This is a genomic window from Streptomyces sp. NPDC034099 (assembly GCF_055575415.1).
This window is the reverse complement of sequence record NZ_JBVISR010000019.1, coordinates 1-21,483: the sequence shown is the minus strand read 5'-3', so window position 1 is coordinate 21,483 and position 21,483 is coordinate 1. Positions and strand designations below refer to the sequence as shown.

Below are 21,483 nucleotides of genomic sequence, written 5' to 3'. Positions count from 1 at the left end.
GTGGGCAGCACGCCCGGGCAGCGTCGTTGCACGCCTGAGCGCGCTCACCTACGTAACGTTTTGCCTGGAATGTCGTTACCTGTGATCTTGTGTCGGGAGCCGCCCGTGTCCGGAACCTCCGCCCCCTCGGTGCCTCCCGTCCCCTCGTACGGGCCGTACCGCGAGGACTGCCCCTGGTGCGGCTCGCGGCGGCTGCGGGCCCGGCGGCGCGGCGACGGGCCGCGGCAGGGAGCGCCCCACCGGTCACCGGTCGAGCGGTGCTCCGACTGCCGGCACGTCTTCCGCAATCCGCCGCTCACGCCCGGGCCCGAACACCCCCTGGTCCGGGCCGGCGTCCGGATCGGGCACGTGCTGGCCGCGCGGGCGATGGTCCGCCGCTGTCCCGAGCCCGAGAGCTGGCTGGACGTCGGCACCGGGGACGCCGACTTCCCGCTGGCCGCCCGTGCGTACTTCCCGTACACCTCGTTCGACGGCCTGGACCCCACCCCCCGTGTGCTGCGGGCCCGCGTCGTCGAGCGGGTGGAGGAGGCGTTCGTCGGGCGTCTGACGGACCACCATGTCGCGGTCCGGGTGCGGGAGCGCTACGACGTGGTCAGCCTCTTCCAGTACCTGGAGCGGGTTCCGGACCCGCGGACGGAACTGCGGGCCGCGCTGGGGGCGCTGCGGCCCGGCGGGCATCTGCTCGTCGACGTGGCCGATCCGCGTCGTGTGATGCCGGGCCACCCCGTCGGGCTGAGCGCCGAACTGGTGGCCCAGGGCTGCACGATCCTCACCGGCGCCCGGGGGCACCGCGTCATCGCGCGCAAGGACGCCTCAGCCGCGTAGCACCAGCGCCTGGCCCGCCACCACGAGGACGACCTGCTCGCACTCGGCGGCGAACGACGCGTTCAGGCGGCCGAGTTCGTCGCGGTAGCGGCGGCCGGACGCCGTGGCCGGGACGATGCCCGAGCCGACCTCGTTCGACACCGCCACCAGCGTGCGCCGGGTGGCGCGGACCGCCTCGGTCAGCTCCCGCACCCGGTCCCTGAGCGCCCGTTCGCCGCCGTCGGCCCACTCCGCGTCGTCCCACGCGCCGACCGCGTCCATCGCGTCCGTCAGCCACAGGGACAGGCAGTCGACGAGGAGGGGCGGGCCCTCGTCCTTCAGGAGCGGTACGAGATCGCAGGTCTCGGTGGTACGCCACGAACCGGGGCGGCGCTCCCGGTGGGCGCAGACCCGGGCCGCCCATTCGGTGTCGCCGCCCCGGGAGCCGCCGGTGGCGACGTAGAGCACGTCGGGGAAGGACTCCAGCCGGCGTTCCGCCTCCACCGACTTGCCCGACCGGGCGCCGCCCAGCACGAGGGTGCGCCGCGGCACGTCGGGCACGTCCTCGTACGAGCCCACCGCCAGTGTCGTGCCGTCCGGTACCGCCCGCGCGCCGGCCGCCGCGAGCCGCCGCGCGAGTTCCCGGCCCGGCGGCACGTCGTGGTCCAGGTGGACGGCGACGACGTCCGTGGTCGGGCCCGCCGCGCCCACCGCGCGCAGCTTCGCCAGCGCGTCCGGCCGTCCCACGACGTCCGCGAGGATCAGGTCGTACGGCTCCGCGGGCTCCTCCAGGCCCGCCGGGGCGCCGCCCGGCGGTACGTACAGGAGCCGCCCGCCGTCCGGGCCCGTCACCGCGTACCCGGTGCCGGGCGCGTCCAGCGCCACCGCGCGCACCCGGTGCCCGGTCAGCAGCGCCAGCTCCCGCCCGTCCGGCACCCGGCCCGGCTGCGGCAGCCCGGCCGGCACCTCCACGGCGGGGCCGTCGTGCGGGTGGGAGAGCAGCACCTGGCGTACGCCCGCCAGGGAGCGCCCGGCCCGCGCGGCGGCGAACACGGCGCCGGGCGTCAGGTCGAGCAGCAGCGCCCCGTCCACCAGCAGCGCGGTCGCCGCGCGCGCGTGCTCGCCCTGCGCCGCGGCACAGGCCGCGCAGGGACAGTCGGGGCGGGGCAGTCCCGCGGGGGCACCGGTGCCGAGCAGAGTCACGTCCACGCACCGATTTTCACCGGTCGCCCGGCGACGTGCGCGTCCGAGTCCCCCCAGGGGGCGCGCGGCGGGGCCGTTCCCGTCGCCGGATCTTGTCTCCCGGCCTTCTACGGAGTGCCCGGCCGAGCGCATAGGCTGCGGACGGGGGCCGGACCAAGATCCGGCTTCCGCTCTGCATGTGCTCACATCTTGGAGGCGTACATGGCGGCATGGACGTGGCGGTTCGAGACGGCCGGCGGGACGGAGGTCCAGCCCGCGGTGCAGCCCGAGGAGTTCACCACGCAAGGGGACGCCGAGTCCTGGATCGGGGAGCACTGGAAGGACCTCCAGGAGGGCGGCACCGACCAGGTGCGGCTCTTCGAGGACTCCGCCGAGATCTACGGCCCGATGAGCCTGCACGCCGAGGAGGCGGAGGCCGAGGAGGCCGGGACCGAGGCCTGAGGGTCGTGGCCCGGGGGCGGGGCGGGGGCGGCTTCGCCCCCGTCACTGCTCGCCCAGCGTCACCTCGGCGGTGTGCTCGTCGCCGTTGCGGGTGTACGTCACCTTGGTGCGGTCGCCCGGCCGCATCGACGCCAGGGCCTCGGACAGCGAGGTGATGGTGGTGATGTCCGTGTCCCCGAGCCCGACGACGACGTCCCCGGGCCGCAGCCCGGCGTCGTCGGCCGGCCCGCCGTCGCTCACCTCGACGACGGCCACCCCGGCGGGGCGGTAGCTGTCGTCGACGACCGTGCGGGCGGTGATGCCCAGCGCGGCCCGGCCCGAGTCGGTGACCTTGCCGTCCTTGACGATCTGCCCGGCCACCGTCGTCACCATCGACGCCGGGATCGCGAAGCCGATGCCGGGCGCCGCGCTGTCGCCGAGGCCCGGATCGGTGGCCGCCAGGGTCGGGATGCCGATCACCCGGCCGTCCAGGTTCACCAGGGCGCCCCCGCTGTTGCCGGGGTTGATGGCCGCCGACGTCTGCACCATGTTGGCGATGGTCGCGCCCGTGCCGCCCCCGCTGCTGCCCTCCGTCACGGTCCGCCCGGTCGCCGACACGATACCCTGCGTCACGCTGGAGGACAGGCCGAGCGGCGAGCCCATCGCCAGCACGATCTGCCCGACCTCGACCTTCGCGGAGTCCCCGAAACGGGCCGCCTTCATCCCGTCGGGCACCTTGTCGAGCTTGATGACCGCCAGGTCCTGCTCCGGATAGGACGAGACCAGCTTCGCGGTCAGGGAGCCCTCGGCGCGGGCCGTCGTCACCCGGAAGGACTTGCCGTCGCCGACGACGTGGGCGTTGGTGACGATGTGGCCCCGGTCGTCGTACACGACCCCCGACCCCAGCGAGTCGCCCGCCTGGATCTGTACGACCGAGGGCAGTACGTCCTTGATCACCCGCTCGTAGTCGGCCTGCAGGTCACTGGCCGCACGCGGCACCGCGGCCTGCGCCGGGTCGCCCTCCCGCGCGCTCCCGGACCCCCGGTCGGTGCCCGGACCGGCGTCGGAACAGCCGGTCGCGAGCAGCAGGGAGCAGACCGGCACGGCCACCGAGGCGAGCAGACGGCGCGGACGGGCGCGGGAAGTGTCCATGGCCCGAGTCTCACCGCGCCCCCGGCACCCGGCCCCCGGTGAACACCCGAACGGGCGCCGGAACCGGGGTGCCGCCGTCTAGCCCCGCACCCCGCACAGGTGCAGCAGCGCCGCGACCGCGCGGTACGGGTCGGTGCGGCCGGCCCGTTCCTCGGCGGCCAGCAGGGCATCGAGGTCGTCGGGGGGCGTGGTCCCGTCGGGCGCCGTGTCCGTGAAGACCCGTACGCCGTACCAGGTGTGCAGCGGGGCGCCGATGCCCGCGAGCTTCGCCGTCAGCGTCGACAGGCGGTCCGCGCGGACGTCGACGCCCAGGCGGTTGCGGTAGTTCGTGGTGTCGAAGGCGGCCAGCGCGCCCGCCCAGTCACCGTGCAGGCCGGGGCGCAGCGCGAGCGCGTCGCCGTTGCGCACCACGAGGGACAGCAGGCCGCCGGGCGCGAGCATCCGCGCCAGCCCCGCGAGCAGCGGGTCGGGCTCCTCGACGTACATGAGCACGCCGTGGCACAGCACCACGTCGAAGCTGCCCGGCAGGAAGTGCACGCCGGTGTCCCGGCCGTCGCCCTCGACGATCCGCATCCGCTCCCGGATGCCCTCGGGCTGACCGGCCAGGGCCTCGCGCGCGGCGGCGATCATCGTCGCGTCCCGCTCCACGCCGGTCACCTGGTGCCCCGCCCGGGCCAGCCGCAGCGCCTGGGTGCCCTGGCCCATCCCGACGTCGAGCACGCGCAGCCGTCTGCCCACGGCGAAGCGCCCGGCTATCTGCTCGTCCAGCTGCCGGGCCACCAGCTCCTGCCGCACGACGTTGCGAAGCCCGGACAGCCCCGCTGTCCAGGCCTCGGCCGCGCCCTCGGTGAACGGCGTCGTGCTCAGGGCCGTTCCCCGCGCTTGACCTGGGGCTTGGGCAGCCGCAGCCGGCGCATCTGGAGCGAGCGCATCAGCGCGTACGCGACCGCGCCGCGGCGGCGCTCGTCCGGGAAGCGCTCGGCGAGCCGCTTCTTCAGCCGGAAGCCGGTGACGATCGAGTCCAGCACGATCAGCACGATCACGACCAGCCACAGCAGCAGCGCGACGTTCTGCAGCGAGGCCACCCGGATCATGCTCAGCACGAGGATGATCACGGCCATCGGCAGGAAGTACTCCGCGATGTTGAACCGCGAGTCGACGAAGTCGCGCGCGAACTTGCGGACCGGGCCCTTGTCACGGGCCGGCAGGTACCGCTCGTCGCCCTTCGCCAGTGCCTCGCGCTGCCGGGCCATCGCGGTCCGCCGCTCCTCGCGCTGGCGCTTGGCGGCGTCCTTGCGCGTCATCGGCGTGTTGGCGACGCTGCGGCGCTGGGACTGGGCCGCACTGCGCTTGGGCGTCGGCCTTCCCTTCGGGGCCTGAGGGTCACGGGGCTGCTTGGAGTCGGTCACCGGCGCACTGACGGCGCTCTGGGCCTTCTCATCCTTGGCACGGCTACGGAACACAAAACCCAAGGGTACGGGGTGCCGGGGTGTGGACCCCAGTCCGGTGGGGAACGATCCGGCAACGCCGGTCGTCTGTAAGGGGACAGAGGGGACGTTGCGTACAGCCCCGGACACCGGGACTTTCCGGACAACCCCGGGGAGCACCTACTCCCTGCGCCGGACGGGGAGCGTACGCAGTCGTCCTTGGGGATGAGCGCATCCGTCCCCGAACAGTGCGGTAATGGATGCAGGGCCCGTACTGTGGGTTCTGTCGCAGGTGCTGGAGCTGGAGTCGGTCAGAAGGGGGCGCGCGAAGCCCATGAGCGGTGTCATGAAGCGTATGGGGATGATCTTCCGCGCGAAGGCCAACAAGGCCCTTGACCGGGCCGAGGACCCGCGCGAGACCCTCGATTACTCGTACCAGAAACAGCTGGAGCTGCTGCAGAAGGTGCGCCGCGGCGTCGCCGACGTGGCGACCAGCCGCAAGCGACTGGAGCTGCAGCTCAACCAGCTCCAGTCCCAGTCGGGCAAGCTGGAGGACCAGGGCCGCAAGGCGCTGGCGCTGGGCCGCGAGGACCTCGCCCGCGAGGCCCTGTCCCGGCGCGCCGCGCTCCAGCAGCAGGTCACCGACCTGGAGACGCAGCACGCCACGCTCCAGGGCGAGGAGGAGAAGCTCACTCTGGCGGCCCAACGCCTCCAGGCCAAGGTGGACGCCTTCCGCACCAAGAAGGAGACCATCAAGGCCACCTATACGGCCGCCCAGGCGCAGACCCGCATCGGGGAGGCGTTCTCCGGCATCTCCGAGGAGATGGGCGACGTCGGCCTGGCCATCCAGCGGGCCGAGGACAAGACCGCCCAGCTCCAGGCCCGGGCCGGCGCCATCGACGAGCTGCTCGCCTCCGGCGCCCTCGACGACCAGTCCGGCATGCACAAGGACGACATCCAGGCCGAGCTGGACCGGCTCTCCGGTGGTACGGATGTAGAGCTGGAACTGCAGCGCATGAAGGCCGAGCTGGCCGGGGGCTCCACCTCCGACCGCCAGGCCATCGAGGGCGGCCAGGGACAGGGGCAGGCCCCGTCGCAGTCCCAGCAGCAGCCGCAGGACACCCCGCGCTTCGACAAGCAGTAGCCCACGGCTAGGAGGGCCGACATGATCGTACGGATCATGGGGGAGGGACAGCTGACGCTGGCCGACGGCCGGCTCGGTGAGCTGAACAAGCTGGACGACGAACTCCTGGCCGAAATGGAGAACGGCGACGGCCCCGGCTTCCGCGCGACCCTCCAGGCCCTCCTGGCCAAGGTCCGAGAACTGGGCGAGCCGCTCCCGGACGACAGCCTGGAGCCGTCCGACCTCATCCTCCCGTCCCCGGACGCCACCCTGGAGGAGGTCCAGGAACTCCTCAGCGACGACGGCCTCATCCCGGGGAGTGCCTGAGAACGCCGGTCGGCATTTTCAGCCTGTCCGGTGCCTGCCCGACGCGGGTCGTCGCATCCAGCCCGTCCGGCGCTTGAGGACGAGGCCGTCCAGGCCGAAGCGGGGGTCCGGGGGCGCAGCCCCCGGCCAACGCCCACTGCACGCGGGGCCCCTCAAAAGACACCCCCACTCCAGCTACCGTAAAAAACCGTGAGCACCCTCGCCCGCGCCCGCTGCACCATCGGCGCCCACCCCTCCGCCATGGACGCCGCCCTCGCCGCGGCCGTCCTGCTGTGCATGGTCGCCGGCTCCTTCGTGGACCCGCACGGCCCGGAAGGCGTCAGCTGGGGCCTGCGCACCCCCGACGCGCTCAGCCTCGCCCTCATGGCCGCCGGCGCCGCCGCGCTCGCCTTCCGCCGTCGGGCGCCGATGGCGGTCCTCTTCGTCACCGGCGGTGTCTCCGTCGTCGAGAGCGTCACCGGCGACCCGCGCGCCCCGGTCGTCATGTCCGCCGTCATCGCCCTCTACACCGTCGCCGCCTCCACCGACCGCCCCACCACCTGGCGGGTCGGCCTGCTCACCATGACGGTGCTCACCGGCGCCGCGATGCTGGCCGGCCCCCTGCCCTGGTACGCGCAGGAGAACCTCGCCGTCTTCGCCTGGACCGGCATCGGCGCCACCGCCGGGGACGCCGTCCGCAGCCGCCGCGCCTTCGTGCAGGCCATCCGGGACCGCGCGGAGAAGGCCGAGCGCACCCGCGAGGAGGAGGCGCGCCGCCGGGTCGCCGAGGAACGGCTGCGCATCGCCCGCGACCTGCACGACGTCGTCGCCCACCACATCGCCCTGGTCAACGTGCAGGCCGGGGTCGCCTCGCACGTCATGGACAAGCGGCCCGACCAGGCCAAGGAGGCGCTCGCCCACGTACGGGAGGCCAGCCGCAGCGCGCTGGACGAGCTGCGGGCCACCGTCGGGCTGCTCCGCCAGTCCGGCGACCCGGAGGCACCGACCGAGCCCGCCCCGGGCCTCGCCCGCCTCGACGAACTCGTGGGCACCTTCCACCACGCCGGACTGCGGGTCGAGGTGGCCCGCACCGACCAGGGCACCGAGCTGCCCGCCGCCGTCGACCTGGCCGCGTACCGCATCATCCAGGAGGCGCTGACCAATGTGCAGAAGCACGCGGGGCGGCAGGCGAAGGCCGAGGTCAGCGTCGTGCGGGTGGGGCCGAACATCGAGGTGACCGTGCTCGACGACGGGACCGGCGAGGGCGAGGCCCCGGACGCCCCCGCCGAGGGCGGCGGGCACGGGCTGCTCGGGATGCGCGAGCGGGTCACCGCGGTGCGCGGCACCCTCACCACCGGTCCCCGCTACGGAGGCGGTTTCCGCGTGCATGCGATCCTTCCGGTCAGGAACCGCACCGACGCCGCCACCAAAGCCTCCGCAGCCACCAAGGACTCCGTATGACGATCCGTGTCCTGCTCGCCGACGACCAGGCGCTGCTGCGCAGCGCCTTCCGGGTGCTGGTCGACTCCGAGCCCGACATGGAGGTGGTGGGGGAGGCGTCCGACGGCGCGGAGGCGGCCCGGCTGGCCGCCGAGCAGCGGGCCGACGTGGTGCTGATGGACATCCGGATGCCGGGCACGGACGGTCTCGCCGCCACCCGCATGATCAGCGCCGACCCGTCCCTCGCCCACGTCCGCGTGGTCATACTGACCACCTTCGAGGTCGACGACTACGTGGTGCAGTCGCTGCGCGCCGGGGCCTCCGGCTTCCTCGGCAAGGGCTCCGAGCCCGAGGAGCTGCTCAGCGCGATCCGGGTCGCGGCCGGCGGCGAGGCGCTGCTGTCGCCGACCGCCACCAAGGGGCTGATCGCCCGCTTCCTGGCTCAGCACGACACGGCCGACGAGGAGCGCGACCCGGCCCGCGCCGAACGGCTGGAGTCGCTGACCGTGCGGGAGCGCGAGGTGCTGGTCCAGGTCGCCGGCGGGCACTCCAACGACGAGATCGCCGAGCGCCTCGAGGTCAGCCCGCTCACCGTGAAGACCCACGTGAACCGGGCCATGGCGAAACTGGGCGCCCGCGACCGCGCCCAGCTGGTCGTCATCGCGTACGAATCCGGGCTGGTACGTCCAAGGGTGGAGTGACCTCCCCCCGCGTGTACTGCGGTGGGAGTAGGCGGGGGATAAGGAAATGGACCTGGGGCCTAGGGATGCGGGGGCGCGCATGGCCCAGGGTGTTGGGGTGGGCGCTCACCTGTGCCGCCCGCGCCCGGCGCTGCCATGTGCCCCGTCCCCCGCTCTGCCACAGAAGAGAGACCCTGATCCATGTCCTGGCTGTCGAGATTCAGCCTCGCGCAACGGGCCCTGATAGGGCTGATGTCGATCGTCGCGCTCGTCTTCGGGGCGATCGCGATCCCCCAGCTCAAGCAGCAGCTGCTGCCCACCATCGAACTGCCCATGGTGTCGGTGCTGGCCCCGTACCAGGGCGCCTCGCCGGACGTGGTCGAGAAGCAGGTCGTCGAGCCGATCGAGGACAGCCTCGAAGCGGTCGACGGGATCTCGGGCGTCACCTCCACGGCCAGTGAGGGCAACGCCGTCATCATGGCGTCCTTCGACTACGGCCCGAACACCCAGCAGCTGGTCGCCGACGTCCAGCAGGCCGTGAACCGGGCCCGCGCCCAGCTCCCGGACGACGTGGACCCGCAGGTCATCTCCGGTTCGACGGACGACATCCCGACCGTCGTCCTCGCCGTCACCTCGGACAAGGACCAGCAGGCGCTGGCCGACCAGCTCGACAAGACCGTCGTCTCCGAGCTGAAGGACATCGACGGCGTCGCCCAGGTCGTGGTCGACGGCGTCCGCGACGTCCAGGTCACCGTCACGCCGGACCCGGCGAAGCTGGCCGCGGCCAAGGTGAGCCCGCAGGTGCTCGCCCAGTCCCTCCAGGCGGGCGGTGCGACCGTCCCGGCCGGTTCCTTCGACGAGGGCGGCGCCAACCGCACCGTCCAGGTCGGCGGCGGCTTCACCTCGCTGAAGCAGATCCAGGACCTCATGATCACCGGCGAGGGCGTCGACAAGCCGGTCCGCCTCGGCGACGTCGCCACCGTCAAGGAGGAGGAGGCCAAGGCCGACTCCCTCACCCGCACCAACGGCAAGCCGTCCCTCGCGGTCGCCGTGACGATGGACCACGACGGCAGCGCGGTCTCCATATCGAACGCCGTCGAGGACAAGCTCCCCGACCTGCGCGAGCAGCTCGGCGCCGGCGCGACCCTCACCGTCGTCAGCGACCAGGGCCCGGCCGTCTCCAAGGCCATCTCCGGCCTGACCACGGAGGGCGGGCTCGGTCTGCTCTTCGCCGTCCTGGTCATCCTGGTCTTCCTGGCGTCGATCCGCTCCACCCTGGTCACCGCGGTCTCCATCCCGCTGTCGGTGGTGCTGGCGCTGATCGTGCTGTGGACGCGCGACCTGTCGCTCAACATGCTGACGCTGGGCGCGCTGACCATCGCCATCGGCCGCGTCGTCGACGACTCGATCGTCGTCCTGGAGAACATCAAGCGGCACCTCGGCTACGGCGAGGAGCGCAAGGACGCGATCCTGGGCGCCGTCCGCGAGGTCGCCGGAGCGGTCACCTCCTCCACCCTCACCACGGTCGCGGTGTTCCTGCCGATCGGCCTGGTCGGCGGCATGGTCGGCGAGCTGTTCGGCTCCTTCAGCCTCACCGTCACCGCGGCGCTGCTGGCGTCCCTGCTGGTGTCGCTGACGGTCGTCCCGGTGCTGTCGTACTGGTTCCTGCGGCCCCCGAAGGGCACACCGGAGGACGCGGCCGAGGCCCGCAGGCTGGCCGAGGAGAAGGAGGCCAAGAGCCGCCTCCAGCGCTTCTACGTCCCCGTCCTGCGCTTCGCCACCCGCCGCCGGCTGACCAGCGTGGCCATCGCGATCGTCGTGCTGGTCGGCACCTTCGGCATGGCGCCGCTGCTGAAGACCAACTTCTTCGACCAGGGCGAGCAGAAGGTGCTCAGCGTCAAGCAGGAGCTGAAGCCCGGCACCAGCCTCGGCGCGACCGACGAGCAGGCCAAGAAGGTCGAGAAGCTGCTCGGCGACACCGAGGGCGTCAAGGACTACCAGGTCACCATCGGTTCGTCCGGCTTCATGGCCGCCTTCGGCGGCGGCACGGACACCAACCAGGCCTCGTACCAGCTCATGCTGGAGGACTCGGCGAACGCCGAGGACGTCCAGGACCACATCGAGGACGGGCTGGCGAAGCTCGGCGACGGCATCGGCACCACCACCATCGCCGCCGGTGACGGCTTCGGCAGCCAGGACCTGAGCGTCGTCGTCAAGGCGGCCGACGCGCAGGTGCTCCGCGACGCCGCCGAGCAGGTCCGCAAGACGGTCGCCGGGCTCGACGACGTCACCGACGTCACCAGCGACCTGGCGCAGAGCGTGCCGCGGATCTCCGTCAAGGCCAACGCGAAGGCCGCCGGGGCCGGCTTCACCGACCAGACCCTCGGCGCGGCCGTCGCCCAGGCGGTGCGCGGCACCCCGGCCGCCAAGGCCACCCTGGACGACACCGAGCGCGACGTGGTCATCAAGTCGGCCCGGCCCGCCGAGACGATCGCCGAGCTGAAGGCGCTGAACCTGGGCGCGGTCGAGCTCGGTGACATCGCCACCGTGCAGCTGGTCGACGGACCGGTCTCGATGACCCGCATCGACGGTCAGCGCGCGGCGACCATCACCGCCAAGCCGACCGGTGACAACACCGGCGCGGTCGGCGCGGACCTCCAGTCGAAGATCAACGGCCTGGACCTGCCGACCGGCGCCACGGCCGAGATCGGCGGCGTCACCGCGGACCAGGACGAGGCCTTCGTCAACCTGGGCCTCGCCATGCTCGCGGCGATCGCCATCGTGTTCATGCTGCTGGTCGGCACCTTCCGGTCGCTGGCCCAGCCGCTGATCCTGCTGGTGTCCATCCCGTTCGCGGCGACCGGCGCCATCGGCCTGCTGATCGCCACGGGCACCCCGATGGGCGTCCCGGCGATGATCGGCATGCTGATGCTGATCGGCATCGTGGTCACCAACGCCATCGTGCTGATCGACCTGATCAACCAGTACCGAAAGCAGGGCTACGGCGTCGTCGAAGCGGTGATCGAGGGCGGCCGCCACCGTCTGCGGCCCATCCTCATGACGGCCCTGGCGACGATCTTCGCCCTGCTCCCGATGGCGCTGGGCGTCACCGGCGAGGGCGGCTTCATCGCCCAGCCGCTCGCGGTGGTCGTGATCGGCGGTCTGATCACGTCGACGCTGCTGACCCTGCTCCTGGTCCCGACGCTCTACGCGATGCTGGAGCTCCGCAAGGAGCGGCGCGCGAAGAAGCGCGCCGCGAAGAAGGGCCTGCCCGAGCAGTCGCGGCCCTCGGAGGAACCGGAGCCGGCCCAGGTCTGACACCCGCCGGTACGGCCAAGGGCGCCCCCGTGGTTTTCCACGGGGGCGCCCCTCGCGTCGCCTCAGTGCTCACACAGGGAGAACTCGCGCTCGTAGAACTGCTCGTTGTGCTCGTCGACGAAGAACTTGCGTTCCCGCATGAGCTGCTCGCGGTAGTCCCTGGCCTCGTCCAGTGTCATGGTCGAGGTGTCGGACCACGGCTGCTGCGGCGGCACGTCGGACGTCGAGACGATCGTCTCCGACGGGTCGACCAGGAAGAACGCGAGGATCTTGCGGTGCCCCGGTCGGGTGGGGTCGGCGAGGCGGAACGGGCCGACGCGGTGCTGCAGGACGTTCGGGAAGGCCAGGCAGCGGCCCGCCGGTGTCGGCGCCGATCCCAGCACCTGGTTCAGCGCGTCCTCGTCCTCCAGGCCGTAGACCTCGCGCAGGCCCTTGCGGTCGTTCTGCTCGTAGCGCGGGTCGTCGAGCGCCGTCCGGAAGCTCAGCCGGCTCTCGGTGATGTTCTCGCTGTCCCAGTAGTAGATGCCGGTCGAGACGATCCGCTCGTTCAGCATGCCCTCGACATGCCAGGAACCGCCCGCGTACTCGGGCTCGTCCGGGGTGAGGTGGAGGGTGGCGAGCTTGACGACGACCTGGAGACGGCGGCCGCGCAGGTCGACGCGGGCCGTGTCGCCGGGCGTCTCGGGCGGGGTGAAGACCGGGGCGTCCGGGATGTTCGGGCGGCGGTTCTCCCACCAGTCGTCGCAGGCCTCCTCCCAGGCCTGCACGGCCTCTTCGTCGCTGAAGTCGGACTCCTCGGGCTCCTCCGGTTCCTGAGACTCGTCGTACCACCCGTAGGGATCGGCCTCGATCCGCAGGGGACGCGGATGGCGCAGGTCGGTGAGCACGTTCTCCAGCAGGGGGCGCATGCGCGCGAACAGGTCCGGCAGGACGGAGGCCAGTTCGCGGTGCTCCTCGGGGTGCACGTTGTTGACGTACGAACGGAAGGTGACCTCGCCGTCGTCGCTGACGTCCACGTCCGTGGGCAGCCACTGGAACCTCTCCGAGAACTCGTACTTCGCGTACTGGTCCGTCGGGTTCCGCCAGGCCCGCTCGGGGGCGCCGCTCACCTCCCGCACCAGGCAGAACAGGGAGGGGTGGACCAGGTCCAGTACCTGGCCGTCGGACCCGGGATGCCAGTCCCGCTCTTCTTCGGGGACCTCTTCCAGGACCCTGACCGCCTCGCGCAGCCGGGAGCGCAGCCTGTCGTCGATCAGTGTGTCCGACTGCCACACCCCGTCGACGGCGGACACCTCGACGCCGGTCCGCGCGTCCCGCAGCGCCGCGTAGTGCGCGAGTTCGGCGAGCACGTAACGCGCCTGCGCCTCGGTGAGGCCCTGGGCGACCGCTTCCCGCGACCATCTGGCGACGACGGCGGGGTCGTTCATCTTGTCGGACCACTCCGGCTTCGACCGGATGTGGGCGCTGCACCGCATCATCTCGAGCTCCCGCAGCGTCCGGGGTTTCACGGACGGTATGGAGCGCGCCGAGTTGAAGGGCAGCGGGAAAGCAGACAGGCCGGTCAATGCTCTGGATCCTCCCAGTCGGTGTGCGGCGGGAAGCCTATGGCAGCGGACTGACACCGCGGCCATGGGCTTCCCGCCCGCCTGGGCCGATCCGACCCGGTTACGGCAGCGCCAGCATCCGCTCCAGCGCCAGCTTCGCGAACGCCTCCGTCTCCTTGTCGACCTCGATGCGGTTGACCAGGGTGCCCTCGGCCAGCGACTCCAGGGTCCAGACCAGGTGCGGGAGGTCGATGCGGTTCATGGTCGAGCAGAAGCAGACCGTCTTGTCGAGGAAGACGATCTCCTTGTCCTCGGCGGCGAAACGGTTCGCCAGGCGTCGGACCAGGTTCAGCTCGGTCCCGATGGCCCACTTGGAACCGGCCGGGGCCGCCTCCAGGGCCTTGATGATGTACTCGGTCGAGCCGACGTAGTCCGCCGCCGCGACGACCTCGTGCTTGCACTCGGGGTGCACCAGGACGTTCACGCCCGGTATGCGCTCCCGCACGTCGTTCACCGAGTCGAGGCTGAAGCGGCCGTGCACCGAGCAGTGACCCCGCCACAGGATCATCTTCGCGGCGCGCAGCTCCTCGGCCGTCAGCCCGCCGTTCGGCCGGTGCGGGTTGTAGACGACGCAGTCCTCCAGGGACATCCCCAGGTCCCGCACCGCCGTGTTGCGGCCGAGGTGCTGGTCCGGCAGGAAGAGGACCTTCTCGCCCTGCTCGAAGGCCCAGTTCAGGGCGCGCTCGGCGTTGGAGGAGGTGCAGATGGTGCCGCCGTGCTTGCCGGTGAACGCCTTGATGTCCGCGGACGAGTTCATGTACGACACGGGCACGACCTGCTCGGCGATCCCGGCCTCGGTCAGCACGTCCCAGCACTCGGCGACCTGCTCGGCGGTGGCCATGTCCGCCATGGAACAGCCGGCCGCCAGGTCGGGCAGGACCACCTTCTGGTCGTCCGAGGTCAGGATGTCGGCCGACTCCGCCATGAAGTGCACACCGCAGAAGACGATGTACTCGGCCTCCGGGCGGGCTGCCGCGTCCCGGGCCAGCTTGAAGGAGTCGCCCGTGACGTCGGCGAACTGGATGACCTCGTCGCGCTGGTAGTGGTGACCGAGGACGAAGACCTTGTCACCGAGCTTCTCCTTGGCCGCGCGGGCGCGCGCGACCAGGTCCGGGTCGGAGGCCGAGGGCAGGTCCCCGGGGCACTCCACACCGCGCTCGCTCCTCGGGTCGGCCTCGCGGCCGAGCAGCAGCAGGGCAAGGGGCGTCGGCTGTACGTCGAGCTCCTGGGTTTGGGCGGTGGTCACGACACGCACCCTTTCTAGTTTTCGTCGACCCTTTTCGTCGAACTGACGCTATATATCATAACCGGTTCACGTCACTTTGACGATGCCGATAGTGTCGGTGTGACGTGAATCCCGGCGCCCGAGCCGCCCTCCGCGGCCGCCGTCCACAGGCCGCTGACCGCCGGCGGGGGCGTGTGCGAGCATGAAGGGAGCGCCGAGGACAAAGACTCGGCCCCGCCCGGAATGAATCCGCGGCTCCGTCGGTTGAAACCGTCGGCAAGCAGTCTCCGTACAACCCGGGAGAGATGTAGATGTCCGTATCGGACGAGACCACCACCGTCACCGACGGCATCATCCTGACCGACGCCGCCGCGTCGAAGGTCAAGGCGCTGCTCGACCAGGAAGGCCGTGACGACCTCGCGCTGCGCGTCGCCGTCCAGCCCGGCGGCTGCTCCGGCCTGCGGTACCAGCTCTTCTTCGACGAGCGCTCGCTCGACGGCGACGTGGTGAAGGACTTCGGCGGCGTCAAGGTCACCACCGACCGCATGAGCGCCCCGTACCTCGGCGGTGCCACCATCGACTTCGTGGACACGATCGAGAAGCAGGGCTTCACGATCGACAACCCGAACGCGACGGGGTCCTGCGCCTGCGGCGACTCCTTCAGCTGACGGGCCGGGCCGCCGCGCGGCACGAGCGTGAGAAAGGGCGGTGGCCCGGGATTCGTTCCCGGGCCACCGCCCTTCTTCACGCGTCCTCGCCGTCGCGTCCGCGTCCCGCCGCGGGCGGCGTCACCGGGCCCCGGACGGAGCCGGCAGCCGCGCCCCCGGCTTGTGGACGGGGATGTCCTTGCCGTCCTTGCCCACCACCGTCCGGTCGCCCAGCGGCTCGTCGAGCGGCACCGTCCGCTCGTACTCCTTGGCGATCAGGACGCAGACCTTGTCCGGGTGCGGCGTCTCGGTCACCGTGACGGTCACCTTCCCGCCGCTCTCCTCGGCCTTCGCGTCGTAGTCGGAGCACACTCCGCCCGTGAAGTGCACGGTCAGCTCGCCGTCGGCGGCCGTGTAGCCGCTCACCCGCACGTCCCGCGGCTCCCCGGGCTTCGAGGCCGGTTCGTCGGACGGGGCCGGGGACGGCTCGGCGGGGGCCGCGCCGGTCAGGTACTTCGGCTCGACCGCCGGATACGTGAGCGTCACGGCGTCCCGCGCACCCGGCGCCCGCACCTCGAACAGCCAGGACGGCACCAGCGTCTGCCGTCCCCGCACCGGATGCGCGGCCAGCCCGAACACCGCGTCCTCGACGGTGGCGACCCGCTTCTTCCCCGACCCGGGCCGCTCCGGAGCGCCGGTCGGCGGCGCGCACGGCTGGTCCGCACGGTCCTGGTGCGGCACGGGACCGGCACAGCCGCCGATGCCGCCGACCTCCGCACCGGCCCCGGCGCCCGGCGCGTTCAGCAGCGCCAGCGTCTCCTCGGCGTTCAGGACGGGATACGTGTCCCCCTTGACCGGCTCCTTCACCTGACCGCTGCCGCCGACCACCTCGCCCCGCGCGTCGACGACGACCCCGGTCGTCCAGCCGTACGTGGGCAGCCCGCCCACCTCGGGTTCCGCGTTCACGGCACGCCGGGCACCCATGACCTGGCTCGCGTCCAGCTTGGCGTCGTCTTGGCCCAGCGCCTTCAGCACCGGCGCCGCCGCCTTCCTCGCGGCCGCCTCGCCCACCGGGTCCCCGCCGGCGGAGGGAGCCTTGCAGACGGCGCCCTTCTTGCAGTTGTCGGTGCCGGGCGCGTAGCGGTGGAAGGTCCAGGTGCCCGGCGCCTGCCGGCTCACCGTGAGCAGCGGCCCGGAACCGTCCTCGGCGTTGCCGGCCTTCCACGCCTCGCCCTGGGTGCGGGGCGCGCCCTCGACGCCCAGTGCCTCGGCCAGCCGGGCCACCTCGGCCTCGCTGACGTCGCCCTTCGCCCGGTACACCGGCGCCGAGCCGGGCCCCTCGGGGAGCGGCCCGTCGGCGCGGTAGGTGACGCCGTACGGGTCGGGCTCGCCCGGCGCGATGCCGTTCGAGCCGCCCTCCGGGGACGGCGGGGACGCCGCCCCGTGGTCGTCCAGGGGCAGCGGCGGGGGAGTGTCGTCGCCCGAGGCCCCGGACGCCGTACCGCCGTCCGTGTCGTCCCCGGCGGCCGACGTGGCCAGGTAGGCGCCGCCGCCACCCAGCAGCAGTACGCCGGCGGCGACCGACGCGACCGCGACCGCTCCGGGGCGCCGCCGCGCGGGACGCCCGCCGCCCGCCTCGGCACCGGTGGTGTCGTCGTTGTCGGGTCGCTCGGTGTTCACCGCATCGCTCCTTCGGCCGCTACTGGGGACAGCGATGGGACGCGGTGGGCCGGGATCCGGTTCCCGGTGACGGCACAGGTCGCCCGAACGGCCCCGGGGCCGCCCCGGGGCCGGCTCAGTCGCCGTAGTCCGACATCGCGTCCAGCAACCGGGCCGAGGCGGGCGGCACCCGGACGCCGTGGATGAGGGCGAGGGGCACCGGCCGGGGGGAGACGTGGACCGGCGCCGACCAGCGCGGGGTCATCCGGGCGCAGTCACCGCGCAGCGACGCCAGGTCGCCGTCCAGGTCGGCCGGAGCGGGATCGGCGGTCCTCAGGTTCGTCATGACAGAACCGTAGGCACGTCCCGTACCGCGAAGAAAGTTGTACTACCGGGTAGTTTCGCCTGCTTCAGCCTGACGTCGCCGCCGGGTAGCGTGAACCGTCAACCCGCCTCCCCTCAGGAGAGAGTCCACGCCGTGCGCATCGCAGTCACCGGCTCCATCGCCACCGACCACCTCATGACCTTCCCCGGCCGCTTCTCGGACCAGCTCGTCGCGGACCAGCTGCACACGGTCTCGCTCTCCTTCCTGGTCGACCAGCTGGACGTACGCCGGGGCGGCGTCGCCGCGAACATCGCCTTCGGCATGGGCCAGCTCGGCACCCGGCCGGTCCTGGTCGGCGCGGCCGGCGCGGACTTCGACGAGTACCGGGCCTGGCTGGACCGGCACGGCGTCGACACCAGCTCGGTCCGCATCTCCGAGACCCTGCACACCGCCCGCTTCGTCTGCACCACCGACGCCGACCACAACCAGATCGGCTCCTTCTACACGGGCGCGATGAGCGAGGCCCGCCTCATCGAGCTGAAGACCGTCGCGGACCGCGTGGGCGGCCTCGACCTGGTCTCCATCGGCGCCGACGACCCGGAGGCGATGCTCCGGCACACGGAGGAGTGCCGCGCCCGGTCCATCCCCTTCGCCGCGGACTTCTCCCAGCAGATCGCCCGGATGAACGGCGACGAGATCCGGATACTGCTGGACGGGGCGACCTACCTCTTCTCCAACGAGTACGAGAAGGGGCTCATCGAGACCAAGACCGGCTGGACGGACGAGGAGATCCTCGGCCGCGTCGGCCACCGCGTCACCACCCTCGGCGCGCGGGGCGTGCGCATCGAGCGGGCCGGCGGCGAGACCATCGAGGTCGGCGTCCCCGACGAGGAGCGCAAGGCCGACCCCACGGGCGTCGGCGACGCCTTCCGTGCGGGGTTCCTGTCGGGACTGGCGTGGGGGGTCTCGCTGGAGCGGGCGGCACAGGTCGGGTGCATGCTGGCGACGCTCGTCATCGAGACGGTGGGGACGCAGGAGTACCAGCTGCGGCGCGGGCACTTCATGGAGCGGTTCACGAAGGCGTACGGGGACGAGGCCGCGGGGGAGGTGCAGGCGCACCTGGGGTGACGCGGGGGCGACTATTCGCCTGCCTCGCGAGGCGCGCTGCCGTGTGCGGGTGCGTGGGGGCTGGTCGCGCCCGCGCGGCGGAGCCGCGATACAGCCCCGCGCCCCTTCCCGGCATCACCTCGTCCGGCGGACCAGGTACGCCGTTCCTCTTTCCGCGGGTTCCTCACCGGCGTACTCCTGGCCCCGCATCTCGCACCATGCCGGGATGTCCAGGCGGGCCGCCTCGTCGTCGGAGAGGACGCGGACCGTGCCGCCCACGGGGACGTCGCCGATGACCTTGGCCAGTTCGATCACCGGAATGGGGCAGCGCCGGCCCAGCGCGTCCACGACGAGGTCGGGGCCGGCCGCGCGGACGGTCTCCGTCGCGGTCGGCGCCCCCAGCTTCTCGCGCACCGCGGCCACCGTGCCCGGCAGCACCTCCAGGAACCGCTCGACGTCCTCCGCGGCGGTCCCCGGCGGCAGCGACACCCGCACGTTGCCCTCGCTGAGCACCCCCATCGCCCGCAGGACGTGGCTCGGCGTCAGCGTGCTGCTCGTGCAGGACGATCCGGACGACACGGAGAAACCGGCACGGTCCAGCTCGTGCAGCAAGGTCTCCCCGTCGACATAGAGACACGAGAAGGTGACGATCCCGGGCAGCCGGCGTGAGGGATCGCCGACCACCTCCACGTCCGGCACCAGGCCGGGCACCCGGGACCGGATCCGCTCCGTCAGCTCCCGCAGCCGGGCCGCCTCCGCCGCCGCCTCGGCCCGCACCGCCCGCAGCGACGCCGCCGCGGCCACGATCGCCGGCAGGTTCTCGAACCCGGGAGCCCGCCCCGACTCCCGCTCGTCCCCGGGCCCTTGCGGCGCGTACCGGACCCCCTTGCGTACGACGAGCAGCCCCACCCCCGAGGGCCCGCCCCACTTGTGCGCGCTGGCCGTGAGCAACGACCAGTCGCCCTCGACCCGGCCCCAGCCCAGCGACTGGGCCGCGTCCACCAGCAGCGGCACGCCCGCCGCCCGGCAGGCCCGCGCCACCTCCGCCACCGGCTGCTCGGTGCCCACCTCGTGGTTGGCCGACTGGAGACAGGCCAGCGCCGTGTCCTCGCGCAGGGCGGCCGCGTACACCGCGGGGTCCACCGCGCCCGTCCGCTCGACGGGTACCTGCGTGACACTCCCGCCGTCGGCCGCCTCGTGCGCCTCGGCCGCATGCAGTACGGAGGAGTGTTCGACCGCTGACACGATCAGGTGGCGCCCGACGCGCCGCCGCCCGGCCAGCGCCCCCGCCACCCCTGAATGCACCGCCCGCGTCCCCGAAGGGGTGAACACCAACTCGTCCGCCCGGCACCCCACGGCCTCGGCCGCCGCCTCCCGAGCGGCATCCAGCAGCAACCGTGCCCGCCGCCCCTCCCGGTAGAGCCGAGCGGGATCGGCCCACCCCTCGTCGAGAGAGGCCAACAGCGCCTGTCGGGCAACGGGATGAAGGGGAGCAGCGGAAGCAGCATCGAAGTAGGCCACGGGTCAACGCTAGAACGCCGGGGGCTACAGCGCCCCGCCAGGGGCGCGGGGCTGTGACATGTCCGGCTCCGCCGCGCGGGCGCGAGTAACCACGACGAACCGTCAGCCGCCGAACAACCCCCGGGTCCCACCTCCGTAGGCCCCCATCCCACCCTTAAAGAGTGACCCCCGGCGCGTATGCCACCCTCCCCGCGACCCCCCGGAGGGCGTCGGCTAGGGTTTGGTCCGCATAAACATCAAACCCCTGCCCGACGCAGGGCGGCGACCGACCAGCGAGAAGGCAGGCCGCAGCCAACCGCGCGGGCGAGACTCTCGGGAAGGCGCTACGTGAGTCCCAACGGCTCCGACCGCTCGCCGCGGCGCCCGATGCGGCGGAAGCTGCTGCAGGCACTGACCGCGGGCCTGGTCCTGGCGACCGCCACCGGTTGCACATACGAGGACTTCCCCCGCCTCGGCATGCCCACCCCCACCACGGAAGAGGCTCCGCGGATCCTCTCCCTGTGGCAGGGCTCCTGGGCCGCCGCGCTGGCCACCGGCGTGCTGGTGTGGGGCCTGATCCTGTGGAGTGTCTTCTTCCACCGGCGCAGCCGCACCAAGGTCGAGGTCCCTCCGCAGACCAGGTACAACCTGCCCATCGAGGCGCTGTACACCATGGTTCCGCTCGTCATCGTCTCGGTGCTGTTCTACTTCACCGCGCGTGACGAGTCCGATCTCATGAGCCTCAAGAAGAAGCCCGACGTCACGGTCAACGTGGTCGGCTTCCAGTGGAGCTGGTGCTTCAACCACATCGAGGACGTCCCGGGCTCCACCGGCGACGCCAAGACCTCCAAGGAACTGGCCGGCATCCCGGACCGGTTCATCGAGGACTTCCCGGCGAACGCCGGCGGTGTCTACGACTGCGGTACCCCCGGCACGGAGAACCCGCAGACCGGAAACCCCGGCCCGACCCTCTGGCTCCCCAAGGGCAAGACGGTCCGCTTCGTCCTGACCTCGCGTGACGTCATCCACTCCTTCTGGGTGGTGCCGTTCCTCATGAAGCAGGACGTGATTCCGGGCCACACCAACGCCTTCGAGGTGACCCCCAACAAGGAGGGGACCTTCCTGGGCAAGTGCGCCGAACTGTGCGGCGTGGACCACTCCCGGATGCTGTTCAACGTCAAGGTCGTCTCCCCGGAGCGCTACGAGCAGCACCTCCAGGACCTCGCGAAGAAGGGGCAGACCGGTTACGTTCCCGCGGGCATCGCTCAGACGAGCCACGAGAAGAACCGGGAGACGAACAACCTGTGAGCATCCTCAACGAACCCCAGGGTGCCTCGGCAGCGGAGGACTCGTACGAGAACGAGCTGCCGGTACGGCGCAAGCAGCCCGGCAACGTCGTGATCAAGTGGCTCACGACCACTGACCACAAGACGATCGGCACCATGTACCTGGTGACGTCGTTCGCGTTCTTCGTGATCGGCGGCGTGATGGCGCTGTTCATGCGCGCCGAGCTCGCCCGGCCCGGTCTGCAGATCATGTCGAA

19 protein-coding genes and 1 pseudogene are annotated in these 21,483 nt (G+C 72.2%); 11 read left to right on the top strand and 9 right to left on the bottom strand.

Annotation, left to right across the window (positions count from 1 at the left end):
* Window positions 1-69: 69 nt before the first annotated feature.
* Window positions 70-825 carry a class I SAM-dependent methyltransferase gene (locus ACZ56V_RS35565; protein WP_467383293.1) on the top strand — a complete coding sequence of 252 codons (756 nt, stop codon included), beginning with the start codon at window positions 70-72 and terminating at the stop codon, window positions 823-825.
* Here the strand turns inward: ACZ56V_RS35565 and ACZ56V_RS35560 are convergent.
* A complete protein-coding gene (locus tag ACZ56V_RS35560) occupies window positions 814-2,013 on the bottom strand; it encodes a bifunctional adenosylcobinamide kinase/adenosylcobinamide-phosphate guanylyltransferase (protein ID WP_467383295.1) in 1,200 nt (399 codons plus the stop codon). The two genes, ACZ56V_RS35565 and ACZ56V_RS35560, sit on opposite strands and share 12 nt — an antisense overlap.
* A gap of 195 nt (window positions 2,014-2,208) precedes the next feature.
* Between ACZ56V_RS35560 and ACZ56V_RS35555 the strand changes: the two genes are divergently transcribed.
* A complete protein-coding gene (locus tag ACZ56V_RS35555; RefSeq protein WP_468947764.1) occupies window positions 2,209-2,448 on the top strand; it encodes a hypothetical protein in 240 nt (79 codons plus the stop codon).
* A gap of 42 nt (window positions 2,449-2,490) precedes the next feature.
* On the opposite strand, the gene ACZ56V_RS35550 is transcribed toward ACZ56V_RS35555, so the two are convergent.
* From ACZ56V_RS35550 to ACZ56V_RS35540, 3 genes are all read right to left on the bottom strand, one after another.
* Window positions 2,491-3,579, bottom strand: coding sequence for a S1C family serine protease (locus ACZ56V_RS35550; protein ID WP_467383298.1), 1,089 nt, complete (start codon window positions 3,577-3,579; stop codon window positions 2,491-2,493).
* A 78-nt stretch (window positions 3,580-3,657) separates the two neighbouring features.
* Window positions 3,658-4,359, bottom strand: coding sequence for a class I SAM-dependent methyltransferase (locus ACZ56V_RS35545; protein ID WP_468947762.1), 702 nt, complete (start codon window positions 4,357-4,359; stop codon window positions 3,658-3,660).
* An 83-nt stretch (window positions 4,360-4,442) separates the two neighbouring features.
* Window positions 4,443-5,081: a DUF3043 domain-containing protein gene (locus tag ACZ56V_RS35540; protein ID WP_356372092.1), complete on the bottom strand. Its 639-nt coding sequence runs from the start codon at window positions 5,079-5,081 to the stop codon at window positions 4,443-4,445.
* 271 nt (window positions 5,082-5,352) lie between these two features.
* On the opposite strand from ACZ56V_RS35540, the gene ACZ56V_RS35535 reads away from it, so the two are divergent.
* The 5 genes from ACZ56V_RS35535 to ACZ56V_RS35515 all read left to right on the top strand — a co-directional run bounded on the left by ACZ56V_RS35535 (window position 5,353) and on the right by ACZ56V_RS35515 (window position 11,873).
* Complete coding sequence (locus tag ACZ56V_RS35535; protein ID WP_274543304.1) at window positions 5,353-6,150, top strand: PspA/IM30 family protein; 798 nt, start codon at window positions 5,353-5,355, stop codon at window positions 6,148-6,150.
* 21 nt (window positions 6,151-6,171) lie between these two features.
* Window positions 6,172-6,456 (top strand): PspA-associated protein PspAA, encoded by a 285-nt coding sequence (gene pspAA, locus ACZ56V_RS35530; RefSeq protein WP_159330632.1) that lies wholly within the window; start codon window positions 6,172-6,174, stop codon window positions 6,454-6,456.
* Window positions 6,457-6,645: 189 nt separating this feature from the next.
* The gene (locus ACZ56V_RS35525) at window positions 6,646-7,896 is read left to right on the top strand and encodes a sensor histidine kinase (RefSeq protein ID WP_467383302.1); all 1,251 of its coding nucleotides are present in this window, start codon (window positions 6,646-6,648) and stop codon (window positions 7,894-7,896) included.
* Window positions 7,893-8,576: a response regulator transcription factor gene (locus tag ACZ56V_RS35520; protein ID WP_356372083.1), complete on the top strand. Its 684-nt coding sequence runs from the start codon at window positions 7,893-7,895 to the stop codon at window positions 8,574-8,576. Before ACZ56V_RS35525 ends, ACZ56V_RS35520 begins: the two co-directional genes overlap by 4 nt.
* 180 nt (window positions 8,577-8,756) lie before the next feature.
* Window positions 8,757-11,873, top strand: coding sequence for an efflux RND transporter permease subunit (locus tag ACZ56V_RS35515; protein ID WP_468947758.1), 3,117 nt, complete (start codon window positions 8,757-8,759; stop codon window positions 11,871-11,873).
* Window positions 11,874-11,935: 62 nt separating this feature from the next.
* Here the strand turns inward: ACZ56V_RS35515 and ACZ56V_RS35510 are convergent, their stop codons facing one another.
* Both ACZ56V_RS35510 and nadA read right to left on the bottom strand, forming a co-directional pair.
* On the bottom strand, window positions 11,936-13,438 hold the full coding sequence (locus ACZ56V_RS35510) for a DUF4246 domain-containing protein (protein ID WP_468947756.1): 1,503 nt from the start codon (window positions 13,436-13,438) through the stop codon (window positions 11,936-11,938).
* Window positions 13,439-13,538: 100 nt separating this feature from the next.
* Window positions 13,539-14,723, bottom strand: a complete 1,185-nt coding sequence (gene nadA, locus ACZ56V_RS35505) for a quinolinate synthase NadA (protein WP_076973977.1) — start codon at window positions 14,721-14,723, stop codon at window positions 13,539-13,541.
* A 290-nt stretch (window positions 14,724-15,013) separates the two neighbouring features.
* Here nadA and ACZ56V_RS35500 point away from each other — a divergent pair, with 290 nt between their 5' ends.
* Window positions 15,014-15,370: a HesB/IscA family protein gene (locus ACZ56V_RS35500; RefSeq protein WP_052839876.1), complete on the top strand. Its 357-nt coding sequence runs from the start codon at window positions 15,014-15,016 to the stop codon at window positions 15,368-15,370.
* A gap of 120 nt (window positions 15,371-15,490) precedes the next feature.
* Here ACZ56V_RS35500 and ACZ56V_RS35495 read toward each other — a convergent pair whose 3' ends face one another.
* Window positions 15,491-17,029: a hypothetical protein gene (locus ACZ56V_RS35495; protein ID WP_468947754.1), complete on the bottom strand. Its 1,539-nt coding sequence runs from the start codon at window positions 17,027-17,029 to the stop codon at window positions 15,491-15,493.
* 115 nt (window positions 17,030-17,144) lie between these two features.
* Complete coding sequence (locus ACZ56V_RS35490) at window positions 17,145-17,354, bottom strand: hypothetical protein (RefSeq protein ID WP_398912860.1); 210 nt, start codon at window positions 17,352-17,354, stop codon at window positions 17,145-17,147.
* Window positions 17,355-17,486: 132 nt separating this feature from the next.
* On the opposite strand from ACZ56V_RS35490, the gene ACZ56V_RS35485 reads away from it, so the two are divergent.
* Entirely contained in the window at window positions 17,487-18,461 is a 975-nt protein-coding gene (locus ACZ56V_RS35485) for a carbohydrate kinase family protein (RefSeq protein WP_356372089.1), read from the top strand.
* A gap of 114 nt (window positions 18,462-18,575) precedes the next feature.
* On the opposite strand, the gene ACZ56V_RS35480 is transcribed toward ACZ56V_RS35485, so the two are convergent.
* Complete coding sequence (locus ACZ56V_RS35480) at window positions 18,576-19,961, bottom strand: aminotransferase class V-fold PLP-dependent enzyme (protein ID WP_468947752.1); 1,386 nt, start codon at window positions 19,959-19,961, stop codon at window positions 18,576-18,578.
* A 327-nt stretch (window positions 19,962-20,288) separates the two neighbouring features.
* On the opposite strand from ACZ56V_RS35480, the gene ctaC reads away from it, so the two are divergent.
* Both ctaC and ACZ56V_RS35470 read left to right on the top strand, forming a co-directional pair.
* Window positions 20,289-21,248, top strand: a complete 960-nt coding sequence (gene ctaC, locus ACZ56V_RS35475) for an aa3-type cytochrome oxidase subunit II (RefSeq protein ID WP_104636199.1) — start codon at window positions 20,289-20,291, stop codon at window positions 21,246-21,248.
* Window positions 21,245-21,483 (top strand): annotated as a pseudogene (locus ACZ56V_RS35470) (aa3-type cytochrome oxidase subunit I); the annotation flags it as partial. The gene ctaC and the pseudogene ACZ56V_RS35470, both read left to right, overlap by 4 nt.

Bases quoted from the DNA above. Each gene is read 5' to 3' on its own strand.
- ACZ56V_RS35565 (WP_467383293.1), top strand. From the start codon at position 70: ATGTCGTTACCTGTGATCTTGTGTCGGGAGCCGCCCGTGTCCGGAACC.
- ACZ56V_RS35555 (WP_468947764.1), top strand. From the start codon at position 2,209: ATGGCGGCATGGACGTGGCGGTTCGAGACGGCCGGCGGGACGGAGGTC.
- ACZ56V_RS35550 (WP_467383298.1), bottom strand. From the start codon at position 3,579: ATGGACACTTCCCGCGCCCGTCCGCGCCGTCTGCTCGCCTCGGTGGCC.
- ACZ56V_RS35535 (WP_274543304.1), top strand. From the start codon at position 5,353: ATGAAGCGTATGGGGATGATCTTCCGCGCGAAGGCCAACAAGGCCCTT.
- pspAA (WP_159330632.1), top strand. From the start codon at position 6,172: ATGATCGTACGGATCATGGGGGAGGGACAGCTGACGCTGGCCGACGGC.
- ACZ56V_RS35520 (WP_356372083.1), top strand. From the start codon at position 7,893: ATGACGATCCGTGTCCTGCTCGCCGACGACCAGGCGCTGCTGCGCAGC.
- ACZ56V_RS35515 (WP_468947758.1), top strand. From the start codon at position 8,757: ATGTCCTGGCTGTCGAGATTCAGCCTCGCGCAACGGGCCCTGATAGGG.
- ACZ56V_RS35500 (WP_052839876.1), top strand. From the start codon at position 15,014: ATGTCCGTATCGGACGAGACCACCACCGTCACCGACGGCATCATCCTG.
- ACZ56V_RS35490 (WP_398912860.1), bottom strand. From the start codon at position 17,354: ATGACGAACCTGAGGACCGCCGATCCCGCTCCGGCCGACCTGGACGGC.